The organism is Mesorhizobium sp. LNHC232B00, from assembly GCF_000502435.1.
GTDB lineage: Bacteria > Pseudomonadota > Alphaproteobacteria > Rhizobiales > Rhizobiaceae > Mesorhizobium > Mesorhizobium opportunistum.
In genome coordinates this window covers 1-21428 of sequence record NZ_AYWP01000008.1, presented here as the reverse complement: position 1 = coordinate 21428, position 21428 = coordinate 1, and the positions used below count along the sequence as shown (strand labels likewise).

At 63.9% G+C, this 21428-nt stretch carries 20 protein-coding genes and 1 pseudogene; 15 read left to right on the top strand and 6 right to left on the bottom strand.

Annotation, left to right across the window (positions count from 1 at the left end):
• Positions 1-57: 57 nt before the first annotated feature.
• The 3 genes from X743_RS156570 (at position 58) to X743_RS156580 (ending at position 2550) form a co-directional block, all read left to right on the top strand.
• Positions 58-1080 (top strand): LacI family DNA-binding transcriptional regulator, encoded by a 1023-nt coding sequence (locus X743_RS156570; RefSeq protein WP_023765558.1) that lies wholly within the window; start codon positions 58-60, stop codon positions 1078-1080.
• Positions 1077-2060, top strand: coding sequence for a 2-hydroxyacid dehydrogenase (locus tag X743_RS156575; protein WP_023765557.1), 984 nt, complete (start codon positions 1077-1079; stop codon positions 2058-2060). Before X743_RS156570 ends, X743_RS156575 begins: the two co-directional genes overlap by 4 nt.
• Positions 2061-2145: 85 nt before the next feature.
• Positions 2146-2550, top strand: coding sequence for a hypothetical protein (locus tag X743_RS156580; RefSeq protein WP_023765556.1), 405 nt, complete (start codon positions 2146-2148; stop codon positions 2548-2550).
• Here the strand turns inward: X743_RS156580 and X743_RS156585 are convergent, their stop codons facing one another.
• Positions 2551-3324 carry a gamma-glutamyl-gamma-aminobutyrate hydrolase family protein gene (locus tag X743_RS156585; protein WP_023765555.1) on the bottom strand — a complete coding sequence of 258 codons (774 nt, stop codon included), beginning with the start codon at positions 3322-3324 and terminating at the stop codon, positions 2551-2553.
• Positions 3325-3586: 262 nt separating this feature from the next.
• Between X743_RS156585 and X743_RS156590 the strand changes: the two genes are divergently transcribed.
• A complete protein-coding gene (locus tag X743_RS156590; protein ID WP_023765554.1) occupies positions 3587-4696 on the top strand; it encodes a TRAP transporter substrate-binding protein in 1110 nt (369 codons plus the stop codon).
• 78 nt (positions 4697-4774) lie between these two features.
• Here X743_RS156590 and X743_RS156595 read toward each other — a convergent pair whose 3' ends face one another.
• From X743_RS156595 to X743_RS156610, 4 genes are all read right to left on the bottom strand, one after another.
• The gene (locus X743_RS156595; protein ID WP_023765553.1) at positions 4775-5803 is read right to left on the bottom strand and encodes a zinc-dependent alcohol dehydrogenase family protein; all 1029 of its coding nucleotides are present in this window, start codon (positions 5801-5803) and stop codon (positions 4775-4777) included.
• Between the two features lie 13 nt (positions 5804-5816).
• Positions 5817-7538 carry a TRAP transporter large permease subunit gene (locus X743_RS156600; protein WP_031257697.1) on the bottom strand — a complete coding sequence of 574 codons (1722 nt, stop codon included), beginning with the start codon at positions 7536-7538 and terminating at the stop codon, positions 5817-5819.
• Complete coding sequence (locus tag X743_RS156605) at positions 7538-8122, bottom strand: TRAP transporter small permease subunit (protein ID WP_023765551.1); 585 nt, start codon at positions 8120-8122, stop codon at positions 7538-7540. Before X743_RS156605 ends, X743_RS156600 begins: the two co-directional genes overlap by 1 nt.
• 186 nt (positions 8123-8308) lie before the next feature.
• The gene (locus tag X743_RS156610) at positions 8309-9214 is read right to left on the bottom strand and encodes a branched-chain amino acid ABC transporter permease (protein ID WP_023765550.1); all 906 of its coding nucleotides are present in this window, start codon (positions 9212-9214) and stop codon (positions 8309-8311) included.
• Positions 9215-9358: 144 nt separating this feature from the next.
• Here X743_RS156610 and X743_RS156615 point away from each other — a divergent pair, with 144 nt between their 5' ends.
• The 6 genes from X743_RS156615 (at position 9359) to X743_RS1000000170560 (ending at position 17902) form a co-directional block, all read left to right on the top strand.
• The gene (locus X743_RS156615) at positions 9359-9970 is read left to right on the top strand and encodes a CGNR zinc finger domain-containing protein (RefSeq protein WP_023765549.1); all 612 of its coding nucleotides are present in this window, start codon (positions 9359-9361) and stop codon (positions 9968-9970) included.
• A complete protein-coding gene (locus tag X743_RS156620) occupies positions 9963-10502 on the top strand; it encodes a hypothetical protein (protein ID WP_023765548.1) in 540 nt (179 codons plus the stop codon). The genes X743_RS156615 and X743_RS156620 overlap by 8 nt, the downstream gene beginning before the upstream one ends.
• 216 nt (positions 10503-10718) lie before the next feature.
• Positions 10719-14198, top strand: coding sequence for an indolepyruvate ferredoxin oxidoreductase family protein (locus X743_RS156625; RefSeq protein WP_023765547.1), 3480 nt, complete (start codon positions 10719-10721; stop codon positions 14196-14198).
• Positions 14199-14341: 143 nt separating this feature from the next.
• A complete protein-coding gene (locus tag X743_RS156630) occupies positions 14342-16654 on the top strand; it encodes an EAL domain-containing protein (RefSeq protein ID WP_023765546.1) in 2313 nt (770 codons plus the stop codon).
• A gap of 146 nt (positions 16655-16800) precedes the next feature.
• Positions 16801-17580, top strand: coding sequence for a hypothetical protein (locus X743_RS156635; RefSeq protein ID WP_023765545.1), 780 nt, complete (start codon positions 16801-16803; stop codon positions 17578-17580).
• A gap of 172 nt (positions 17581-17752) precedes the next feature.
• Positions 17753-17902, top strand: coding sequence for a DUF3096 domain-containing protein (locus X743_RS1000000170560; RefSeq protein WP_013891560.1), 150 nt, complete (start codon positions 17753-17755; stop codon positions 17900-17902).
• 63 nt (positions 17903-17965) lie between these two features.
• Here X743_RS1000000170560 and X743_RS156640 read toward each other — a convergent pair whose 3' ends face one another.
• Complete coding sequence (locus X743_RS156640) at positions 17966-18781, bottom strand: alpha/beta hydrolase (RefSeq protein ID WP_023765544.1); 816 nt, start codon at positions 18779-18781, stop codon at positions 17966-17968.
• A 220-nt stretch (positions 18782-19001) separates the two neighbouring features.
• Between X743_RS156640 and X743_RS156645 the strand changes: the two genes are divergently transcribed.
• The 5 genes and pseudogenes from X743_RS156645 to X743_RS1000000172780 form a co-directional block, all read left to right on the top strand.
• Positions 19002-19226 (top strand): aa3-type cytochrome c oxidase subunit IV, encoded by a 225-nt coding sequence (locus X743_RS156645; RefSeq protein ID WP_013891558.1) that lies wholly within the window; start codon positions 19002-19004, stop codon positions 19224-19226.
• An 84-nt stretch (positions 19227-19310) separates the two neighbouring features.
• Positions 19311-20591 carry a Re/Si-specific NAD(P)(+) transhydrogenase subunit alpha gene (locus X743_RS156650; protein ID WP_023765543.1) on the top strand — a complete coding sequence of 427 codons (1281 nt, stop codon included), beginning with the start codon at positions 19311-19313 and terminating at the stop codon, positions 20589-20591.
• Positions 20591-20923: pseudogene (locus X743_RS0135920) on the top strand (NAD(P) transhydrogenase subunit alpha); the annotation flags it as partial. The gene X743_RS156650 and the pseudogene X743_RS0135920, both read left to right, overlap by 1 nt.
• A 35-nt stretch (positions 20924-20958) precedes the next feature.
• A complete protein-coding gene (locus tag X743_RS19135) occupies positions 20959-21315 on the top strand; it encodes a proton-translocating transhydrogenase family protein (protein ID WP_023765541.1) in 357 nt (118 codons plus the stop codon).
• A gap of 6 nt (positions 21316-21321) precedes the next feature.
• Positions 21322-21428: NAD(P)(+) transhydrogenase (Re/Si-specific) subunit beta (locus X743_RS1000000172780; protein WP_198028434.1), on the top strand; the 107-nt coding region annotated here is incomplete at its 3' end.

The following is a 21428-nucleotide window of genomic DNA, read 5'->3' as shown; positions in this document are numbered from 1 at the left end:
AACGCCGCCTTTAAACAGTTTAGGTCAGAATTCAGGTCGTTCGGGGAGCGCAAGGCGCTGGCACAAAAAATCAAGCTTTCGACGATCGCGGATGCGCTCGGCGTGTCCACGGCCACGGTTTCGCTGGCGCTGCGCGACAGCCCATTGGTCGCCGGCTCGACACGCGATCGCATCAAGGAACATGCCCGCGCCATCGGCTATATCTACAACCGCCGCGCCGCCAGCCTGCGCACCTCGCGCTCGGGCATTGTCGGCGTCGTCGTGCACGACATCATGAACCCGTTCTTCGCCGAGATACTGCGCTCGATCGAAAGCGAGCTCGACCGCAGCCGGCAGACCTTCATCCTGTCCAACCACTACGACCAGCTCGAGAAACAGCGCACCTTCATCGACACGCTGCTGCAGCTCGGCGCCGATGGCGTCATCATGTCACCGGCCATCGGCACCCCGGCTTCCGACATCGTGATGGCCGAGGAGAACGGCCTGCCGGCGGTGCTGATCGCGCGCACTGTCGAGGGCGCCGACGTGCCGGTGTTCCGCGGCGACGATGCCTATGGAACGGGGCTCGCCACCAATCACCTGATCTCGCTCGGCCACAAGCGCATCGCCATGATCGGCGGCACCGACCAGACCTCGACCGGACGCGACCGCTATCAGGGCTATGTCAACGCCATGGAAGCGGCAGGACTGGAAGTCAGGCCGTCCTGGCGCATTGCCGGCCCGCGCACCAAGCAGGCCGGCTTCGAGGCCGCCGGGCAGTTCCTGGCACTGAAGGACAAGCCGACCGCGGCCTGCTGCTGGAACGACCTTGTCGCCATCGGATTGATGAACGGTATCGCGCGTGCCGGCCTGGTGCCCGGCGTCGACATCTCCGTCACCGGCTATGACGATCTCGAAGAGGCGGCGATCGCCACGCCGGCGCTGACCACCGTCTGGAACGGGCAGCGCGAGGTTGGCCGCCGCGCCGCCAGCGCACTGCTCGACAAGCTCAACGGGCAGACGGTGCGGCCCTCGCAGGAATTGATCAAGCCGGAACTGCATGTGCGCCAGTCGACCGGCAAACCGGTGGAGCGTGCATGACGAAGGCCGAAGAGTTGCAAGCCGTCGCCATTCTGGTCCCGGCGGGTTTCAGCGACCACGCGGTTGGGCGCATCGAGCGGACCTTCAGGCGCATCGCCATCGAGCGCGCCGATCCGGCGCTGGTCACCGACGAGATGCGCAGCACGGTGCGGGGCATTGCTTCGTTTGCCGGCATCAACGCGGCGATGATGGATGCGCTGCCCAATCTCGAACTGATCGCCTCCTTCGGCGTCGGTTATGATTCGGTCGATGTTGGCCATGCGGCGGCGAACAACATCATGGTCACCAACACGCCCGACGTCTTGACCGAGGAGGTCGCCGACACCGCGATCGGGCTGCTTATCAACACCATCCGCGACCTGCCGCGCGCCGAAACCTGGCTGCGCGACGGCAGCTGGGCGAAGAAGGGCGACTATCCGCTGAGCCGGCTGACCTTGCGTGCACGCCGCGTCGGCATTTTCGGCATGGGCCGCATCGGACGAGCCATCGCCCGGCGGCTGGAAGCGTTCGGCCTACCGGTCGCCTACCACAACCGGCGTCGCGTCGAAGGTCTTGCCTACCAGTATCACCCGACGCTCAAGAGCCTCGCCGAAGCGGTCGACACGCTGATTTCGGTGGCGCCCGGCGGCGCTTCGACACAGAAGGCGGTCAACGCCGAGATCCTGTCGGCACTCGGCGCCAACGGCGTCTTCGTCAACATTGGCCGCGGCAGTACGGTCGATGAGGCCGCCCTTGCGGCAGCCCTGGCCAACGGCACCATCGCGGCCGCCGGCCTCGATGTCTTCGCCGCCGAGCCGAATGTGCCGAAGGCGTTGCTCGACGCACCGAACGCTTCCTTGTTGCCGCATGTCGGTTCGGCCTCGCAGCACACGCGCCGCGCCATGGCGGATCTGTGCGTCGACAATCTTGTGTCCTGGTTCGGCGAGCGCCGCCCGCTGACGCCAGTGCCGGAGACTGCGAATGTGAGGGCTCGCGGCTGAGTGGCAGTCTGCCACAATTATTAACGTCGGCTTAACCCTTGGAAATCATTGTTTATCCTGTCCGTCTACAGGGATGAACACCAGGATGAAGACGCTCTCCGCATTGATCGCAGCCGCTGCGCTTTTTGGCGGTATCCAGCTGTTTCATGGCGGCACTTGGGAAAGCGCGGCCAACGAGCCCGCCCCGTCCAACACCTACAGGCTTGTCGCCAATGGCGACGAGGCGGCTTGCGCGGTCAGCCGCGGCGCCGAAATTTCCGACGGCTTGTCGCTGGTTACCGTCGCGCCGACCTGCCGCCGGCTCCTGCCAGGTATCGAGCAAGCAAAATTCTGGCGTGAACAAACCGACGGCTCGGTCGCCTTCAGCGCCAACGGCATCGATCCGATCGTCACTTTCAGTATTGCCGACGGCAACGGTTACGAATCCTATGCCCCAGCCACGCCCTTGCTGTCGCTGGCTGCAACCGGTGATTTGAAGTCGGAAGACTGATTATTCCGCAGCGGCCCGCGCACCGGCTTTCGCAGCCGCATGCAGGCGCACCGCATCGCCGAAGGCGCGGAAAATCTTGACCGAGTTGCTGTCCGATTTGACCCAGTATTCCGGATGCCACTGGACCCCGACGGCAAAGGCGCGGGCCCCCTTGACCGAAACCGCTTCGACCGTGCCGTCAGTGGCGACAGCCTCGACCTCGAGTTTCGACCCCAGCCGATCGATCGCCTGGCGGTGCAACGAATTGACCTTCATGTCGCCGGCACCGAACACGCCGGCCAGGCAACTGCCTGGCTTGATCGAAATGGTCTGGTGGATGGCGAAGCGTTCGTCCTGCTTGTCGCTCACCGGCGCGCGGTGGTCGAGCGAACCTTCGCGCTCCTGGATCTCGGTGCCGAGCGTGCCGCCGAGCGCGACATTCAGCTCCTGGATGCCGCGGCAGATGGCAAGCAGCGGCACGCCGCGCTCGATCGCCTTGCGGATCAGCGGCAGCGTGGTGGCGTCACGCGCCGGGTCATAAGGGCCGTTGGCCTCGCTGGCGTCGCCGCCGTAAAGCGAGGGATGTACGTTGGACTTCGAGCCGGTGACCATGACGCCGTCGACTGAGGACAGGAGTTCGTCGAAGTCGAGCCTGTCGCCGAGTGACGGCACCAGCAGCGGGAACACGCCGGCGCCGGTGATCGCGGCTTCCAGGTACTGCTGTGGGGCGGCATGCCAGGTGTAGTTGTCGAACTGACGGACGTCGGTCGATATGGCGACGAGCGGCTGGTGCATTTTGGCTCTGTTTTCCATCTGGGCAAGGATGTCCTGCCTCCAAAATAGGCGATCTCCCGAAATTTTTCCATGCCAAGTTTCAGCATCTCGCATGGGCCACGAAACCGCCTGTTAGACTATAGTTGCAGGGCTGCACGGCTTGGTCACCAAATCCGGCCGCCGTGCTGGACTAGGCTTCTCGCCTGTGTATTGTTTCGGCCAACCGATGCGGGAGTTGAGGATTTCCCGAACTCGGTCTGTTGATCCAATAGGGAGGAACTTCATGGATCGTCGTTCATTCATCCGCAGGGCCGGCGTGACCGGCGTCGGCGCCGCCGCCGCGGCGGCCACGCTTGCGGCGCCGGCAATAGCCCAGTCAAATCCCAAGGTGACATGGCGGCTTGCGTCGTCCTTCCCGAAGTCGCTCGACACCATCTATGGCGGCGCCGAGGTGTTCTCCAAGATGCTGTCGGAAGCCACCGACGGCAATTTCCAGATCCAGGTGTTTGCCGCCGGTGAACTCGTGCCAGGCCTGCAGGCCGCCGACGCCACCACGGCCGGCACTGTCGAAGCCTGCCACACGGTGGCATATTATTACTGGGGCAAGGATCCGACATGGGCGCTGGGTGCGGCCGTTCCCTTCTCGCTCAACGCGCGCGGCATGAACGCCTGGCACTACCATGGCGGCGGCATCGACCTGTTCAACGAGTTTCTCGCCACGCAAGGGTTGTTCGGCCTGCCCGGCGGCAACACCGGCGTGCAGATGGGCGGCTGGTTCCGCAAGGAGATCAACACGGTCGCCGACCTCTCCGGCCTCAAGATGCGCATCGGCGGCTTCGCCGGCAAACTGGTGCAGAAGCTCGGCGTCGTGCCGCAGCAGATCGCCGGCGGCGACATCTATCCGGCGCTGGAGAAAGGCACCATCGACGCCGCCGAATGGGTCGGCCCCTATGACGACGAGAAGCTCGGCTTCTACAAGGTCGCGCCCTATTACTACTATCCCGGCTGGTGGGAGGGCGGACCGACCGTCCACCTGATGTTCAACAAGTCGAAATACGAAGAGCTTTCGCCGACCTACAAGTCGCTGCTGCGCACCGCGGCCCAGGCCGCCGATGCCAACATGCTGCAGAAATACGACTATCTGAACCCTCCGGCGGTGAAGCGGCTGGTGGCCGGGGGCGCCAAGCTGCGTCCGTTCAGCCAGGACATCATGGCCGCCTGCTTCGAGAAGGCAAATGAAGTCTACGCCGAAATGGAAGCCTCCAACGCGCCGTTCAAGAAGATCTGGGATTCGATCAAGGGCTTCCGCAAGGAGCACTATCTCTGGGCGCAGGTGGCCGAATACAATTACGACACCTTCATGATGGTCCAGCAGCGCAACGGCAAACTGTAGGACTGTCGAAGTCTGCGCCGCCCCTTATCCGCCCGGCAGGGCGATTGGGGGCGGCGCCAACTCCCGAAAGCTCGCCCTTCAGCCCAAACCCGGCACCACCAGCACCTTGACCTCGCCTGGAGCTGGCGGCTTGGCGATCACGTCAGCCGCCTCTTCGAGCGGCACTTGCCTGGAGATCAGCCGGTCGATCTCGATCGCGCCCGACGCGATCAGCTCGGCGGCGCGGCGGTGCGTGTAGGGATTGAGAAACGAGCCCAGCACCTTGAGTTCGCGAAACAACAGGTCGAAGGGTTCGAATTCCACTTTCATGCCTTGCGGCGTCACGCCGACGATGACGACCATGCCGCCGGCCCTTGCCAGCCGCATCGACTGCTCGACGGTCTCGCGCACCCCGGCGCATTCGAACACCACGTCAACGCCGCCCGGCATCAGGCCCGCCGGCCCGGCGATGGCATCGATGACGTCGCCGGCGGTCGGGTCGACCGTCGCTGTCGCGCCTAACTCCTCGGCGAGTGCGCGCCGTGAAGCCTGCCTGGTCGACAGGATAATGGTCGTGGCGCCGGCCAGCCGCGCCAGTTGCACGGTGAGCAGGCCAATCACGCCGCCGCCGAGCACGACCACCGAGCTGCCGGGCTTGATCTCGGCCAGGTCCACGCCATGCAGGCAGCAGCCGAGCGGCTCGCAGAACGCGCCATGCGTCGGCTTCAAACTGGCGGGCAGGATAAAAGCCTGTTTCTGCGGCAGCACGACATAGTCGGCAAAGCCGCCGTCGCGGTGGATGCCGATGGCGTTGAGATTGCGGCAGAGATTGACCCGGCCGGCATGGCAATGCGGACACCGCCCGCAGGCGATATTGGGGTCGCCGGTGACGCGGTCGCCGACGGCAAAGCCGGAGACTTCGGCTCCAACAGCCTCGATGATGCCCGAGAATTCGTGGCCGGGCGTCACTGGCGGCCTGCAGGGAAACTCGCCGTGGAAAAGATGCCGGTCGGTGCCGCAGACGCCACAGGCTTCGACCCGCACCAGAAGATCGTCCGGTCCGGGAACGGGTTTGTCGACCTTGCACAGCGAAATGCTGCCTACCGCTTCCAGCCGCACCGCTCTCATGGCGTGGTCCCCATCAGTTGAAGCTTGGTGGCTGCGAAAGGTCCGGCGTCGGTGTCGCCGGCTTGGCCGGCGGCGCATCGCCGAAACTCGGCGGTTGCGACAGGTCCGGCGTGCCGGGCGCGGCCGGTGCATTGCCGCCATTGGCAGGTGCGCTGCCGTCCTGCGGGGCGCTGAGTGGCGATAGAGAGGGCATTTCCGGTACCTTGTAGTCGATCGTGCCTGGATCGGTCGCCGTGCCTTTGTAGCGCATCACCATTTGCGGGAAGGAGATGGTCAGTCCGATCATGATCACCTGGATCAGGACGAACGGCACCGCGCCCCAATAGATCTGGCCTGTCGTCACCGGCGCGACCTGCTTGCCGGTGAGGCGGTCGAGATAGGGTACCCGCGCGGCGACCGAGCGCAGGTAGAACAGCGCGAAGCCGAAGGGCGGGTGCATGAAGCTGGTCTGCATGTTGACGCCGAGCAGCACGCCGAACCAGATCAGGTCGATGCCGAGCTTGTCGGCCGCCGGCGCCAGCAGCGGCACGATGATGAAGGCCAGCTCGAAGAAATCGAGGAAGAAGGCCAGGAAGAAGACGAGGATGTTGACGCCGATCAGGAAGCCGACTTCGCCGCCCNCGCGCGCGCCGATCAGGATGAACAGCACGAAGGACGATAGTCGCGTCGTCGAGGCGAGTGCTTGCTTGATCACATCCAGCGACAGCCGGCCCTTGGCCGCGGCCATCGCCAATGCGCCGACCGCGCCCATGGCGCCGCCTTCCGTCGGCGTGGCAATGCCGAGGAAGATGGTGCCCAGCACCAGGAAGATCAGCGCCAGCGGCGGGATCAGCACGATGACCACCTGCTGCGCCAGCCTGGACATCATGTGGATATTCAGCCGCCGGTCGGCAATCGCGACGATATAGATCACGATCACGCCGGCCGTGGCGCCCAGAATATCGGCATTGTCGCCATGCGCCGGCGCCAGATAGCGGTACGCCGCATAGGATATGGCTACCGCTGCCACCAGCGCCACCAGCAGCGACATCACGCCATGTCCAAGCGTGCGTGCTTCGAGCGGCAGCGCCGGCATCATCTTCGGCCGGAAGATCGACACGATGAGGATGTAAAGCGCGTAGAGTCCGGTCAGCACCAGGCCGGGGATCAGCGCGCCGGCATACATGTCGCCGACCGAGCGGCCGAGCTGGTCGGCGAGCACGATCAGCACCAGCGACGGCGGGATGATCTGCGCGAGCGTACCGGAGGCGGCGATGACGCCGGACGCCAGCCGGCGGTCATAGCCGTAGCGCAGCATGATCGGCAGCGAGATCAGTCCCATGGCGATGACCGATGCCGCCACCACGCCGGTGGTCGCCGCCAGCAGAGCGCCGACGAAGATCACCGCGTAGGCGAGACCGCCGCGGATCGGTCCGAACAGCTGGCCGATCGTGTCGAGCAGGTCCTCGGCCATGCCCGATCGCTCGAGCACGATGCCCATGAAGGTGAAAAACGGGATCGCCAGCAGCGTGTCGTTCGACATCACCCGGCTGCCGTAGAAATTGTCCGGAAGCGCATAGAGCAGCGGCCAGGCGAGGTTGATCGCACCGCCCGAATAGGGCGTCAGGAGCACGCCGATAAAGAAGAACATCAATCCGTTGGCGGCGAGCGAAAAGGCGACGGGATAGCCGATCAGCATGAACAGGATCAGCGAGGCGAACATGATCGGCGCCATGTTCTGGGCAATGAACTCCATCACGAGCGCACCTCGTCGGCGAGCGCCTTGGCTTCGAGCTCAGCCTGTTCGTGCACGGAAATGAAGGGGTTGGGATCGTCCATGTCGCCGCGTATGATGGCGATCTTCTTGATGATCTCGGAAATGCCCTGCAGCGCCAGCAGGAAAAAGCCGACCAGCAGGATGGCCTTGGCCGGCCAAACGATCAGGCCTCCGGAATTGTTGGACATTTCGCCGCTGTGAAACGACAGCCGGACGTAGGGCACGAAATAGAACACCATCAGCGTCACGAACGGCATCAGGAACAGGAGATGGCCGAGAAGGTCGATCCAGTGTTGTACGCGGCGTGAGAACAGGCCGTAGACGATGTCGATGCGGATATGGTCGTTCTGCTTCAGCGTATAGGCGGCAGCCAGCATGAAGGCGGCGCCGAACAGATACCATTGCAGCTCCAGCCACGCATTCGACGAAATGTCGAAAACCTTGCGGATGACGGCGTTGACCGCGCTCACGAGGATCGCCAGCAGGATCAGCCAGGACACCGACTTGCCGATGAATTCGTTGAGGCGGTCGATCGCCCTGGAGAGAGCGAGAAGCCCTGCCATGCATTCCTCCCTTTTATCGGAGGCGTGCCGACTCCCCCTTTTTGTCGTCACGCCGCGTGGCCCAACGGTATGCCGCGCGTGGCCGGACGGGTCAACAAGGATGGAGGCAACAAAACAGCATCGATCAAAGCGAGGGCCAAAGACTGGCTGTCTGCCGCCGCGTCATGCAACCAAAGTCTGATCGGTTCAGACGATTTTGCTGGTGTCGCGGCCAGCGCCGATCAGCACCAGCATGGCCACCAGGAACAGATACATCCACGCATCGCGCCATTCGATCGGGAAATAGCCGGCCCACAGCGATTCGGCCATGCCGAAGGCGGCTGCGCCCAGCGCTGCCCGTGGCGGCGAGAGATATCCGCCGACCGCCGTCACGAACAGGATCTTCAATCCGTAGACGAGGCCCGACCCGAAGCTGACATTGCCGTAGTAGAGGCTGGCCATCACGCCGGCCAGCGCCGCGCACAAGCCACCGAACAACACGGCGCGCCGGAACACAGCGAGCACGTCAACGCCGCACAGGGCAGCCGCGCCCGGGTCGTCGGAGACCGCGCGCCAGGACCGGCCGAAGCTCGAGCGGGCAAACACCCAGGTGGCGAGTAGAACCGCTGCCAGGACAGCCGCGCAGTCGAGCACCTGGATCAGCGTCAACGTCGCCTTGAAGCCGGCGCCCTCGGCGAAAACGATGGGCTGGGCCAGCATTGGCGGCAGCCACAGATCATGCGTGTCGGCCGCGATGCGGCTCGCTTCCGATAGCACCAGCAGGATGCCGAGCGTCGTCACCACGATGGCATTGGGCGTGCGGTCGGCCAGCGGCTCGAAGACGCTGCGCGACAGGACATGGCTGATGAGCGCGGCATAGAGCAAGGCCGCGACGACGCCGAGCAGCACCGAAGCCAGCAGCGTCAGCCATAGCACCTGGTAGCCGAAGGCGACGGTCAGGATCATTGCCTGGCCGCAGAAGGCGAACAGCGCGCCATAGGCAAGGTTGGTGCGGTGCAGGATGCCGTTGGTCAGCACGTAGCCGAAGGCAAGCAGCGCATAGAGCGCACCCGAATGCAGCCCGTTCAGCACCTGCTGGAAGAAATAGAGCATGCAAAACCTGCAAAGCATGTCGCCCAAGCGCAGCGGTTTGGGCAGACGGAATGCTCAAGACAAAGGCGACGATAGCGTACCCATAGGAGGTTTGCATCGGCGAATCTAACTTGTCAAATGCGATTTATCGGTTAGATTTTGGGCATGACAGTTGCCTGGACCCCGCATCGCTTCACCGGCGGCCTGCTCGCACTCGATACGGCGAACACCGTCGTGCTGCGCGGCGATCCCCAGCGCACCTTCGACCGCTTCGACGATCCCGCCGAAATCGCCCGCTTTGCCGAGGCGGCCAGCGGTTTTCGCGCCGACGAGCTTGGCGACAGGCGGCTTGCGGTTTCCTCGCCCTCGACGATCGCGCCCGTCGTGCTGTCGATCCGCGAGGCGACCGACCGGCTGTTTCGCGGTGCGGTGTCGAAAGGGGTGCTCGCGACCGCGGATCTGCCCGGGTTCCTGACGGCCTGTGCCGAGGGCCTGGCTGGCAGCCGCACCGAGATCGGCGCACCGGGAAGGCCGTTCGGCGACCCCGTGACGCCGATCGCCTTCGAGACGGCGCTGGCGGTTTCGGCGCTGTCGCTGCTTCGGGACGATACAGTCGCCAGATTGAGGATATGTCCCAACTGCACCTGGCTGTTCGTCGACAGGAGCCGCAATTCCAGCCGCCTTTGGTGCGACATGGCGGTGTGCGGCAACCGGCAGAAGGCAAGCCGTCACTATCGCCGCCGCCGCATGGCGGCCCATGAGGTCAAGGATGCTTAGAAGGATTTCCCGTTCGGTCGTTGTCGGCGCAATGCTGATCGCCGCCGTTGCGCTCGGCGCCTGCCGGGACACGGGAAAGGACGGCGAAGGCAAGCTGTTCGAGGTTTCGGGCAAGATATTCGTCTTCAACTACCGTCTCGCCCGGGCGACCTATGTCGTCACGCTGCGGCCCTTGCAGCCGATGGGTGAGGGCCAGGTGGCGGTTGCCAGTTTCCAGAATCCGGCCGGCGGTGCCCCTATCGTGGTCGAGCAGAAGGTCTGGCCGAAGCTCGGCAAGGTGAGCCTTGAGAGCCCGGCGCTGACCTGCATCGTCAAGAACAAGCCCTATGCCATCGCCATCAGCATCAAGGGCGCCGACGGTGCGGTCCTGCAGAAGATCGACACCACGCTGATGTCGACGGAAGACCAGTCGATCCTGCCCGACCGGCCGCTGGTCATCGACCAGCTCTATACGGCCAATCCCGACCTCGCAGGCCATCCCGACGGCAAGCTGCCGGGCGAGCCGAAGCCGGATTGTTCGAAAGCCGGCTGACACTTTCCGACCGGCATCGATTTGGCTGGAATTTTCGTGCGTCGTCGCACGATCGGCGCGCTGGTTCGTGCGCGATCCGGCACCTGCCGGACTGTTGTTGCGCGTCGCCTGGTCCCTTCGATTTTGTTTGACCTGCCTTGCAAGGGGAGAAAGGATGCGTCATCCGATCCCGACGTTGGCTGCTGCCCCACGCGGCCTTCGCAGAGGAAATGCCTGATGACGCTGCATGATGTCGCGCTCGACGACAAGTTCGATCTCGGGAAGGAGCGCATCTTCCTGTCCGGCGCGCAGGCGGTCATCCGCATGCTTCTGATGCAGCGCGAGCGCGACCGTCGCGCCGGCTTGAACACGGCCGGTTTCGTCTCCGGCTATCGCGGTTCGCCGCTCGGCGGCCTCGACATGCAGCTGTGGAAGGCCAAGAAGCAGCTCGCCGGAGCCGACATCGTCTTCCAGCCGGGCCTCAACGAGGAGCTGGCCGCGACCGCCTGCTGGGGATCGCAGCAGACGGAACTGCTGGGCGAGGGCACCCATGACGGCGTGTTTTCCGTCTGGTACGGCAAGGGGCCTGGCGTCGATCGTTCGGGCGACGTGTTCCGCCACGCCAATCTCGCCGGCTCGTCGAAGCATGGCGGGGTGCTCGCTCTGATGGGCGACGACCATATGGCCGAATCCTCGACCAATGCGCATGCCACCGAATTCCTGTTCGTCGACACCATGGTGCCGATCCTCAACCCGGCTGGTGTCCAGGAGATCATCGATTACGGCCTCTACGGCTTTGCCATGTCGCGCTTTGCCGGCACCTGGGCGGCGATCAAATGCGTCAAGGACAATATCGAATCGACGGCCTCGGTCGATGCCTCGCTCGAGCGGCTGAACATCGTCGTGCCGGAGTTCGACATGCCGCCCGGCGGCCTCAACATCCGTCACGAGATCGACATGCTGGGCCAGGAGGAGCGCCTGCATGAACACAAGCGCGCCGCGGCTTCCGCCTTCATCCATGCCAACGGATTGAACCGCATCGTCTATTCGGGCGGCCGCAGCCCGAAGATCGGCATCATCACCCTGGGCAAGAGCTATCTGGATGTGCGCCAGGCGCTGGAGGACATCGGCATCGACGAGGCGGCCGCCAATCGCATCGGCGTGCGGCTGTTCAAGGTCGGCTGCCCCTGGCCGCTCGATCTGCATCACATCGCCGACTATGCCCGCGGCCTCGATACCATCGTCGTGGTCGAGGAAAAGCGCTCGCTGATCGAGGTGCAACTGCGCGAAAGCCTCTACGGAACCGCCTCGCAGCCGGTCATCGTCGGCAAGAAGGACGAGCGCGGCGACTGGCTGTTTCCCGCCAAGGGCGCGCTCGATCCCAACGAGATCGCGATTGCCCTCGGCGAGCGGATCGTGAAGACCATTGGTCCGTCGGAAGAGATTTCGGCGCGGGTGGGCAAGCTGCGCCAGTTCCAGGCGATGCTTGCGGACGCCACCGACATCGGCTCGCGCACGCCTTTCTTCTGTTCGGGTTGTCCGCACAATTCCTCGACCAAGGTGCCGGACGGCTCGATCGCCGCCGCCGGCATCGGCTGCCATTTCATGGCGCTGTGGATGGACCGCAACACACTCGGCTTCACGGCCATGGGCGGCGAGGGCGCGCAATGGGTCGGCCAGGCGCCGTTCTCCAAGCGCGACCACATCTTCCAGAATCTCGGCGACGGCACCTACAACCATTCCGGCACGCTGGCGATCCGCTTCGCCCTGTCGAGCGAGGCCAACATCACCTACAAGATCCTCTACAACGACGCCGTCGCGATGACCGGCGGCCAGCCGCATGAGGGCGGCCTGACCGTCGACATGATCGCCAGGCAGGTGCGGGCGGAGGGCGTCGACCGCATCGCCATCGTCACCGACGAGCCCGACAAATATGCGGGCAAGGTCGTATTCCCCACCGGCGCATCCATCCATCACCGCGACGACCTCGATCTCGTCCAGCGCGAGCTGCGCGACGTCAAGGGCGTGTCGATCCTGATCTACGACCAGACCTGCGCGGCCGAAAAGCGCCGCCGCCGCAAGCGCGGCACCTTTCCCGATCCCGACAAGCGCGTCTTCATCAACGAGCTGGTCTGCGAGGGCTGCGGCGACTGCGGCGTGCAGTCGAACTGCGTCTCGATCCAGCCGGTCGAAACCGAATTCGGCCGCAAGCGCAAGATCGACCAGTCGAGCTGCAACAAGGACTTCTCCTGCGTCAACGGCTTCTGCCCCTCCTTCGTCACCGTGCACGGTGCCAAGATCAGGAAGGCCGAAGGCCTGGCCGGCAAGGCCGATCCGCTCGACGGCGTGCCGACCCCTGCCGAATTCCCGCTGGGCTCCGAGGGCTGGGCGGCGATCATCGACGGCGTCGGCGGCACCGGCGTGGTCACCGTAGGTGCGGTGCTCGGCATGGCGGCCCATCTCGAGGACAAGGGCTGCGGCATGATCGACATGGCCGGCCTCGCCCAGAAGGGCGGTTCGGTGTTTACCCATGTGCGCATCGCCCGCACACCGGACGACATTCATGCCATCCGCGTTTCGGCGGGCAAGGCCGACCTGGTGCTTGGCTGCGACCTCGTCGTGTCGGGCGCCAAGAAGGTGCTGACGGCGGTGCGCGAGGGCCATACGATCTTTCTCGCCAACACCGCCGAGATCATGCCCGGCGAGTTTGCCCGCTCGGCCGATTTCTCGCTGCCCATCGAGCGGCTGAAGAAGGCGATCCGGAGCGCGGCCGGCGACGACAAGGCGCATTTCTTCGACGCCACCCGCACCGCCACCGCGCTGTTCGGCAATTCGCTTGGCGCCAACATGTTCATGCTCGGCTTCGCCTTCCAGCATGGCGGCCTGCCGCTGTCGGCCGAGGCGGTCGAAAGGGCGATCGAACTCAACGGCGAAGCCGTGGCAATGAACATCGCCGCCTTCCGCTGGGGCCGCCGCGCGGCGCACGAGCCGGATTTCGTGCGGGGCCTCGTCGCCCGGCCGGGCAAGGCCGGGCAGGCCGCCCCGATCGCGCAGACGCTGGACGAGATCATTGGCCGCCGTGTCGCCTTCCTGACCGCCTACCAGAACGCCGCCTACGGTAAGCGTTATGCCGACACGCTGGCCCGCCTGCGTGCTGCCGAAACGAAGGCCGTGCCCGGTTCGACCGCCGTGACCGAGGCTGCGGCCAGGAACCTGTTCAAGCTGATGGCGATCAAGGACGAGTACGAGGTGGCGCGGCTTTACACCGACGGTTCCTTCGCCGCCGAGCTTGGCAAGCAGTTCCAGAGCTACGAAAAGCTCGAATTCCATCTCGCGCCGCCGATCATGGGACGGCGCGGCAATGACGGCAAACCGAGGAAATCGAGCTTCGGCCCCTGGATGATGAAGGGGTTTCGCCTGCTGGCGGCGCTCAAGAGGCTGCGCGGCACCGCTTTCGACCTGTTCGGATACACCGGCGAGCGGCGTATGGAACGGCAGCTTTTGGCACGGTATGAGAGCGATCTCGAGCTTGTCGCCAAGTCGCTGGCGCCGGGCAAGGTCGGGGCTGCGACCGCCCTCGTGTCGGTTCCGGCACTCATCCGCGGTTATGGCCATGTCCGGCAAGCCAGCGCCGAAAAGGCCGCCGGAGAGCGCCAAAGGCTCCTCGAACGCCTGTCAGCCGCCTCGAAGCGGCCGGAACTCCAGGCCGCCGAATGACGGATACGGCTTGTTTACCTGAACCGCATTTTCTCCACTTTCCCTAGCGTCAACTCCCTTGACCGCGAGCGGGCGACCGCTCCTCTAAATGTTTCTTAAGGCGAATATGGCACTGCTTGGCTCCCAAGGGTTGGGATTCAGGCGTGAATCTGAGAAAAAAGAACGAGATCCCGGTCGACGTCTACATTCCGTTCGTGGAAACCCTGTTTCGCGACGGACTGACGCTTTCGATCGGATTCTTTGCCCAGACCCTGCTGGTGGTGCTCGTCTATTGGAAAACCAGGGACCCGGCCTATCTTGCTGTGACCTTTGGTTTCCTGACCGTCGCCTTCCTGCGCTTGCGCAACATCCGCAAGTACCGGCACGCACCGACGCCCAAGAGCTGGGAGGAGGCCCGCCGGCGCGAGAACGACTATATTTTGTACGGCTCCATGCATGGTTTCATGCTGGGAGCCTTCTGTTTCGTCGGCATCTATCTTGCCTATGACGGATTTGCCGAGATCGCCGCGGTCTGCGTGACGTTGGCGTCGGCCACGTCGATCGCGGGCCGCAATTATGGTTCGCCCAGGATGGTGATGATCTTCATCATGACCATGACCTGGCCGATCTCTCTGGGCTTCATCCTGCGCGGCGATCCCTACCATTTCATTCTTGGCCTGCTTTCGGCGCCCTTCCTGTTCGCCATCAAGCGCTTCGCCGATCTGGTCCGCGAGGTGCTTTTCGCAGCGCTGTCGGAGGAAAAGAAGGCAAACCGCCTCGCCCAGCGTTTCAACCGGGCGCTCAACACCATGTCGCACGGCCTGGTCATGCTTGGCCCGGATGGCCGGGTGGCGGTCGCCAATGCCGAGGCCGCGCATTTGATGTCGCTCAAATCGGCCGACGCGCTGCTCGGACGATCGATCCACGGTCTCTTGATGCGCGGCGTCGCCGGCGGCATGCTGGGGCCGAAGGACTGCCGCTACATCGAGGCCCAGCTGACGCGCGCGTTGCGCGAAGGCCGCGACCGCAAGGTTCTGGTTTCCCTTGCCAATGGCCAGCATTATGAATTCTCGGCCCGCGAAGGCAGCCAGGAACTGGGGGTCATCACCTTCGAGGACGTGACGGCTCGCGTCGAGGCGGAAGACAAGATCCGCTTCATGGCGCGCTACGACAATCTCACCGGCCTGCCCAATCGAGCCTATTTCCACGAACTGATCGGCGAGGCGATGGCTTCGGGCGATCGCGACCGTCTCTGCGGCCTCGCCGTGCTCGACCTCGACGACTTCAAGAGCGTCAACGATACGCTTGGGCATCCGATCGGCGACGGGTTGATCTATGCGGTCGCCGAACGTCTTGCCGCCGTCGCCGGGCAAGGCATCACCGTCAGCCGTTTCGGGGGCGACGAGTTCATGGTTTTCTTCGACCGCATCGAGGATGAGAGTCACCTGACCATCGAGATCGACGAGATCTTTGCCGCGTTGCAGGGCGAAGTGGACGTCGCCGGCCACGGGCTGCGCATCCAGGCCAGCGGCGGCGCGGTGCTGTCGCGTGTCAGCGACAGCGATGTCGATGCCATGATCGTCAAGGCGGATCTGGCGCTCTACAAGGCCAAGGAACTCGGCAAGAACGGGTGGCGCCTGTTCGAGGCGGCGATGGACGCCGCCTTCCGCAATCGCCAGCTGATGAAAGCTGACCTGCGCAGCGCGGTGGAAAGCAAGGGCTTGCGGGTGGTCTACCAGCCGATCGTGGCGATGAGCACGATGCGCATCGCCAGCTGCGAGGCGCTGTGCCGCTGGGACCATCCCGATCTCGGACCGGTCTCACCAGGCATCTTCATTCCGCTGGCCGAGGAGATGGGCATCATTTCGGAAATCAGCACTTTCGTGCTGCATGCGGCCTGCACCGAATGTGCCAAATGGCCTGACCAGACCAGCGTCTCGGTCAACCTCTCCGCCAAGGATTTCCGCAGCCGCGATGTCATCCAGAAGGTTCGCGATGCCTTGGCGAGCTCCGGTCTCGCTGCCGGCCGGCTGGAGATCGAGGTCACCGAAACGGCGCTGCTCGACGACAAGTCGCTGACGCGCCAGTACATCGAGGAGCTGAAGCAGATTGGCGTGCGCATCGCGCTCGACGACTTCGGCACCGGCTATTCGAGCCTGAGCTATCTGCACAAGCTGCCGCTCGACAAGATCAAGATCGATCGATCGTTCCTCATGGACGTCACCCAGAACTCTCGTTCCCTGGAGCTGCTCAAGGGCATCGTCAATCTTTCGCGGCCGCTGGGGCTTTCGGTAACGGTCGAAGGCGTCGAGACCTTCGAACAGCTCAAGATCCTGGCGCTCGAGGTCAAGCCGGATCTCGTGCAGGGCTTCCTGTTCGGCTCCGCGCTCAGCGCGTCCGGTATCGAGACCATGTCGACCACGGTCTGGCCCTTTGCCAAGGAAATCAAAAGCGCCAAGAGGGCATCCCGCGGCTAGTTTGCGGGACGAATGCTTTTAATTTTAGTAAAATTTACCGATTGTTAACCTTAACGTTCGGTAAACAGTGGCCGGATCATTTTCATCTTTACATCCCGTGGTCTCGTCGTAGGGTTGAAACGCGGCGGCATTTACGGGGAAAGTCCATGGACGCGCATTTGACAGCGCTTCGCCAGGTGGCGGGCGTGAGCGAAGAAAATTCGCCCGACAACATGTCGAGCTTTGCCCGAAACATCTCAGCGATGTTGGAGCGCACTGAATATCGCCGCTGCGACAAGGGCGAAGACCTCGAAGACATCTACAGGTTGCGCTACAAATCCTATCGGTTGAGCGACATGGTCCCGGAGAATCCGGATCATATTATCCATGACGAGCTCGATGAAGCCGAGAACTGTTCGAAGTTCGGCATCTACATTGACGGCGACCTGGTCAGCACGCTGCGCATCCACCATGCCTGCCACGAGACGCCACAGTCGCCTTCCACCACGGTTTACGGTGATATCCTGCGGCCAATGCTTGCCACCGGCGCGCATTTTGCCGATCCGAGCCGCTTTGCCGCCGACCCGGATTGGTCGAGGGTTTATCCGCAGATCCCTTATCTCACGCTGCGCCTTGCCGGCATGGCCTGCTTCTATTTCGATGCGCCCTACTGCCTTTCCACCATCCGGCCTGAGCATGCGGGCTTCTATCGCCGCATCTATTGCTCGGAGCAGATCGGCGAATTGCGCGACTATCCGGGCCTGAACTACAAGGTCGTGCTCTACCGCGCCAACGTCAACGCAATCCGCGAGCGCTCCTTCTCCCGGTTCCCCTTCTTCCGCTCGACGCCGCTGGAGCAGCGCATGCTGTTCGAGACGCCTGGTGCGGGCGAACTGGCACCGCTGACCATCCTGCCGACGGCAAAGTATTTTCGCGAAGCCGCCTGAGGGCTCGCGACCAACGCCGCGCGCAATTTTCCCGACATCCGTGGAGCTTCCAGGCGGTTTCCGCGTTCTGGGTGACGGCGGGCGCGCCGGGAATGTGCGCCGGCGGCAGCGGCATCGTTATCGCGCGGGCCAGACAGTCGTCGAACAGACAGGGGTCAAAAGGAGTTCCCATATGACCGTTTCAACGCTCGCGCTCACGCCGCTGATCTCCTTGATAGCCGGCGTGCTGATCCTCGTGATGCCACGATTGTTGAACTACATTGTCGCGATCTACCTGATCATCGCCGGCCTGCTTGGATTGTTCCCGCACCTCGCCGGCTGAAGCCGGCGCAATTTCAGGAAAGTGTAAGGCGCTTTCCCTTGGGAGTTGCGTCAGCATCAACTCTCAGCCGGCGAAGAAGCGTAGCGCTGCGGCGACGACGGCCTCCGGCCTGTCCTCCTGCATGAGATGGCCGGAACCGGGGACGAGGGTCAAGGCGCAATCCGGCAACATGGCCGCGAGCCTTTGGCCGCTTTGCGGCGATATCCAGCGGTCGTCCTCTCCCCACAGCAAAGCGACGGGGCAGCGGAGTTCGCCGTAGAGCGGTTCGACCTCGTCGGTGAAACGCTGATCCATCTGGGCGATCTGCCGATAGAAGGCTGGCTGGCCAACAGGCCCGGTCAAAGGCGCGACATAGGGTTCCAGTTCGCTGTCCGACAGAGGCCTGGCCGCAGCGCCCGAAACATACGCCTTCAGGATCGCCACCTGTATGTAGTCAGGCACGCCGGCGAAGGCGGCCTCATGTCGTCGGACATGCTGAACGAAGGGCGAGCCCCATGGCCGCACCGCCACCGGGTCGATCAAAAGCAATCTGTCATAGTCACGGCCGTCGATCAGGTGCGCGCGCAGCGCCGTGGCGCCGCCGAAATCATGGGCGATGACCTTGGGTCGATCGAGCTTCCAAAAGGCCAGCATCGCTGCCAGCGCCTCGTTCTGGATGCCCAGCGAAACATCCTGGCCATCCCGTTTGGTTGATCGCCCATATCCGGGGAGATCGTAGAAATACAGCGTATGCTCGCGCGCCAGTTCCGGTGCGACGCGATGCCAGACATGCGAGGAGAACGGCGTGCCATGCACGAGCACAATCGGAGGGCCTGAGCCGGCGGTCCCCCACGCAATGGCAGTGTCGTTCCAGTCAAATGTCTGTGTGGGCGTGATCATGGCACTTCACCACCGGCTGTTCATCCGGCGACGATACTCCCCCGCGACAACGTCCAGAACCGCCAAATTCTCACAGCAGCTTCAACGGAGCTGACACATGATGCCGGCAGTTTCAATTTTCCCTTGAGGCAGTTGTCGGCTGCGATGCGGCAATAGCGCCATTGCTCTTGGCCCGGCTTTTCGCTATGTGCCTCAAAGATGTCTTCGAAGGGGTATTCCTATGGCTGATCACACGCCGAGCGGTCCTGTAGAACTGGGCGCGAAGATGGACTACGCCGAGCATGACCGCACCTATGCGGGCTTTCTCATGCTGGCCAAATACGGATCGCTTTTCTGCGGCGCCATACTCTTGGCGATGGCTTTCGGCTTCTTCGCTGGCGGTTTCTTCTCGGCGACCATCCTGTTCATCCTGATCATGGCCGTTGGCGCTTTCATTCTGCGGTAGACTTTCCAAAACCCTCTTGCCTTGATCGCCGGACACCCCGGCCGACACTTTGCGCAGACAGGTTCCAGCCGAAAGGATCATGCGGTGGGACAGACGGTTTTCATCCCTCGTGAGCTTGACGCGAACGAACCGCGTGTCGCGGCCTCGCCAGATACGGTGAAGCGGCTGGCCGGACTTGGCTTCGATGTCGTCGTCGAGACCGGTGCCGGCACCAGGTCGCGCATTCCCGACGAAGAATTCGCCAAGGCAGGGGCTGCCATCGGCAAGGCTGCGGATGTCGCCAAGGCCGATGTCGTGCTCAAGGTCCGCCGGCCGTCGGAAGCCGAGCTGAAGGGCTACAAATCCGGCACGGCCGTCATCGCCATCATGGACCCCTACGGCAACGATGCCGCCGTCGCGGCCCTGGCCAAGGCCGGTGTCACCGCCTTCTCGATGGAATTCATGCCGCGCATCACCCGCGCGCAATCGATGGACGTCCTGTCCAGCCAGGCCAACCTTGCCGGCTACCAGGCGGTGATCGACGGCGCCTCGGAATATGACCGCGCGCTGCCGATGATGATGACGGCGGCCGGCACTGTTCCTGCCGCCAAGGTCTTCATCATGGGCGTCGGCGTCGCCGGCCTGCAGGCGATCGCCACGGCGCGCCGCCTCGGTGCGGTCGTCACCGCCACCGACGTGCGCCCCGCCGCCAAGGAACAGGTCGCTTCGCTCGGCGCAAAGTTCCTCGCGGTCGAGGACGAGGAATTCAAGGCCGCCGAGACGGCCGGCGGCTACGCCAAGGAAATGTCCAGGGAATACCAGGCCAAGCAGGCGACGCTCACCGCCGAGCACATCGCCAAGCAGGACATCGTCATCACCACGGCACTGATCCCCGGCCGGCCCGCGCCCAAGCTGGTGTCGGCGGCCATGGTCGCTTCGATGAAGCCGGGCTCGGTGCTCGTCGACCTCGCGGTCGAGCGTGGCGGCAATGTCGAAGGCGCGGTTCCAGGTCAGGTGGTGAACACGACCAATGGCGTAAAAATCGTCGGCCACCTCAACGTGCCCGGCCGCGTCGCCGCATCCGCCTCGCTGCTTTACGCCAGGAACCTGTTCGCCTTCCTCGAGACGCTCGTCGACAAGACGACGAAGACGCTCGCCATCAACCGCGATGACGATCTGGTCAAGGCGACGATGCTGACCGATGGCGGCAAAGTCGTTCATCCGGCCTTCGCCAAGGCCGATCAGCAGCCTCCAAAGGGCCAATATGTCGAGCCGGCCGCGATCCCGGCCAAGACCATGGTCGCCGACGCTTCGCCCAAGAAAGCCGCGCCCAAGAAGGCAGTCGCACCCAAGTCGCCCTCGTCGAAGCCGAAAGGGATCGCGTGATGGACCAGACCCTGCAGAAAGCCCTCGACCAGCTCGACCAGGCAAGTGCCGCCGTCCGGCTTGCGGTGCAGAACCTGGCCAATGCTCCCGGCGCCGATGCGGCGGGTGATGCCGCGCATGCGCTGTCGGGCGGCGCCATCGACCCCTTCGTCTTCCGTTTCGCCATCTTCGTGCTGGCGATCTTCGTCGGCTACTATGTCGTCTGGTCGGTGACCCCGGCACTGCACACGCCGCTGATGGCCGTCACCAACGCCATCTCCTCGGTCATCGTCGTCGGCGCGCTGTTGGCCGTCGGCATCGCCGCCTCCGGTGTTGCCGCCGGCTTCGGCTTCNGCTCGACCAGGCAAGTGCCGCCGTCCGGCTTGCGGTGCAGAACCTGGCCAATGCTCCCGGCGCCGATGCGGCGGGGGATGCCGCGCATGCGCTGTCGGGCGGCGCCATCGACCCCTTCGTCTTCCGTTTCGCCATCTTCGTGCTGGCGATCTTCGTCGGCTATTACGTCGTCTGGTCGGTGACCCCCGCACTGCACACGCCGCTGATGGCCGTCACCAACGCCATCTCCTCGGTCATCGTCGTCGGCGCGCTGTTGGCCGTCGGCATCGCCGCCTCCGGTGTTGCCGCCGGCTTCGGCTTCGTTGCGCTGATGCTGGTTTCGGTCAACATCTTCGGCGGCTTCCTGGTCACCCAGCGCATGCTGGCCATGTACAAGAAGAAGGACAAGTAGAGCGCCATGAACGCCAACTTCGCGTCCTTCCTCTACCTCGTTTCCGGCGTCCTGTTCATCATGGCGCTGCGCGGCCTGTCGCATCCGACCACCAGCCGCCAGGGCAATCTCTA

Excerpts from the sequence above, each read along its gene's own strand:
- X743_RS156610 (WP_023765550.1), bottom strand. The coding sequence starts at position 9,214 with ATGCTCTATTTCTTCCAGCAGGTGCTGAACGGGCTGCATTCGGGTGCG.
- X743_RS156645 (WP_013891558.1), top strand. The coding sequence starts at position 19,002 with ATGGCTGATCACACGCCGAGCGGTCCTGTAGAACTGGGCGCGAAGATG.
- X743_RS156640 (WP_023765544.1), bottom strand. The coding sequence starts at position 18,781 with ATGATCACGCCCACACAGACATTTGACTGGAACGACACTGCCATTGCG.
- X743_RS156580 (WP_023765556.1), top strand. The coding sequence starts at position 2,146 with ATGAAGACGCTCTCCGCATTGATCGCAGCCGCTGCGCTTTTTGGCGGT.
- X743_RS156605 (WP_023765551.1), bottom strand. The coding sequence starts at position 8,122 with ATGGCAGGGCTTCTCGCTCTCTCCAGGGCGATCGACCGCCTCAACGAA.
- X743_RS156615 (WP_023765549.1), top strand. The coding sequence starts at position 9,359 with ATGACAGTTGCCTGGACCCCGCATCGCTTCACCGGCGGCCTGCTCGCA.
- X743_RS156575 (WP_023765557.1), top strand. The coding sequence starts at position 1,077 with ATGACGAAGGCCGAAGAGTTGCAAGCCGTCGCCATTCTGGTCCCGGCG.
- X743_RS156620 (WP_023765548.1), top strand. The coding sequence starts at position 9,963 with ATGCTTAGAAGGATTTCCCGTTCGGTCGTTGTCGGCGCAATGCTGATC.
- X743_RS156635 (WP_023765545.1), top strand. The coding sequence starts at position 16,801 with ATGGACGCGCATTTGACAGCGCTTCGCCAGGTGGCGGGCGTGAGCGAA.
- X743_RS156625 (WP_023765547.1), top strand. The coding sequence starts at position 10,719 with ATGACGCTGCATGATGTCGCGCTCGACGACAAGTTCGATCTCGGGAAG.
- X743_RS156585 (WP_023765555.1), bottom strand. The coding sequence starts at position 3,324 with ATGCACCAGCCGCTCGTCGCCATATCGACCGACGTCCGTCAGTTCGAC.
- X743_RS156590 (WP_023765554.1), top strand. The coding sequence starts at position 3,587 with ATGGATCGTCGTTCATTCATCCGCAGGGCCGGCGTGACCGGCGTCGGC.
- X743_RS1000000170560 (WP_013891560.1), top strand. The coding sequence starts at position 17,753 with ATGACCGTTTCAACGCTCGCGCTCACGCCGCTGATCTCCTTGATAGCC.
- X743_RS156595 (WP_023765553.1), bottom strand. The coding sequence starts at position 5,803 with ATGAGAGCGGTGCGGCTGGAAGCGGTAGGCAGCATTTCGCTGTGCAAG.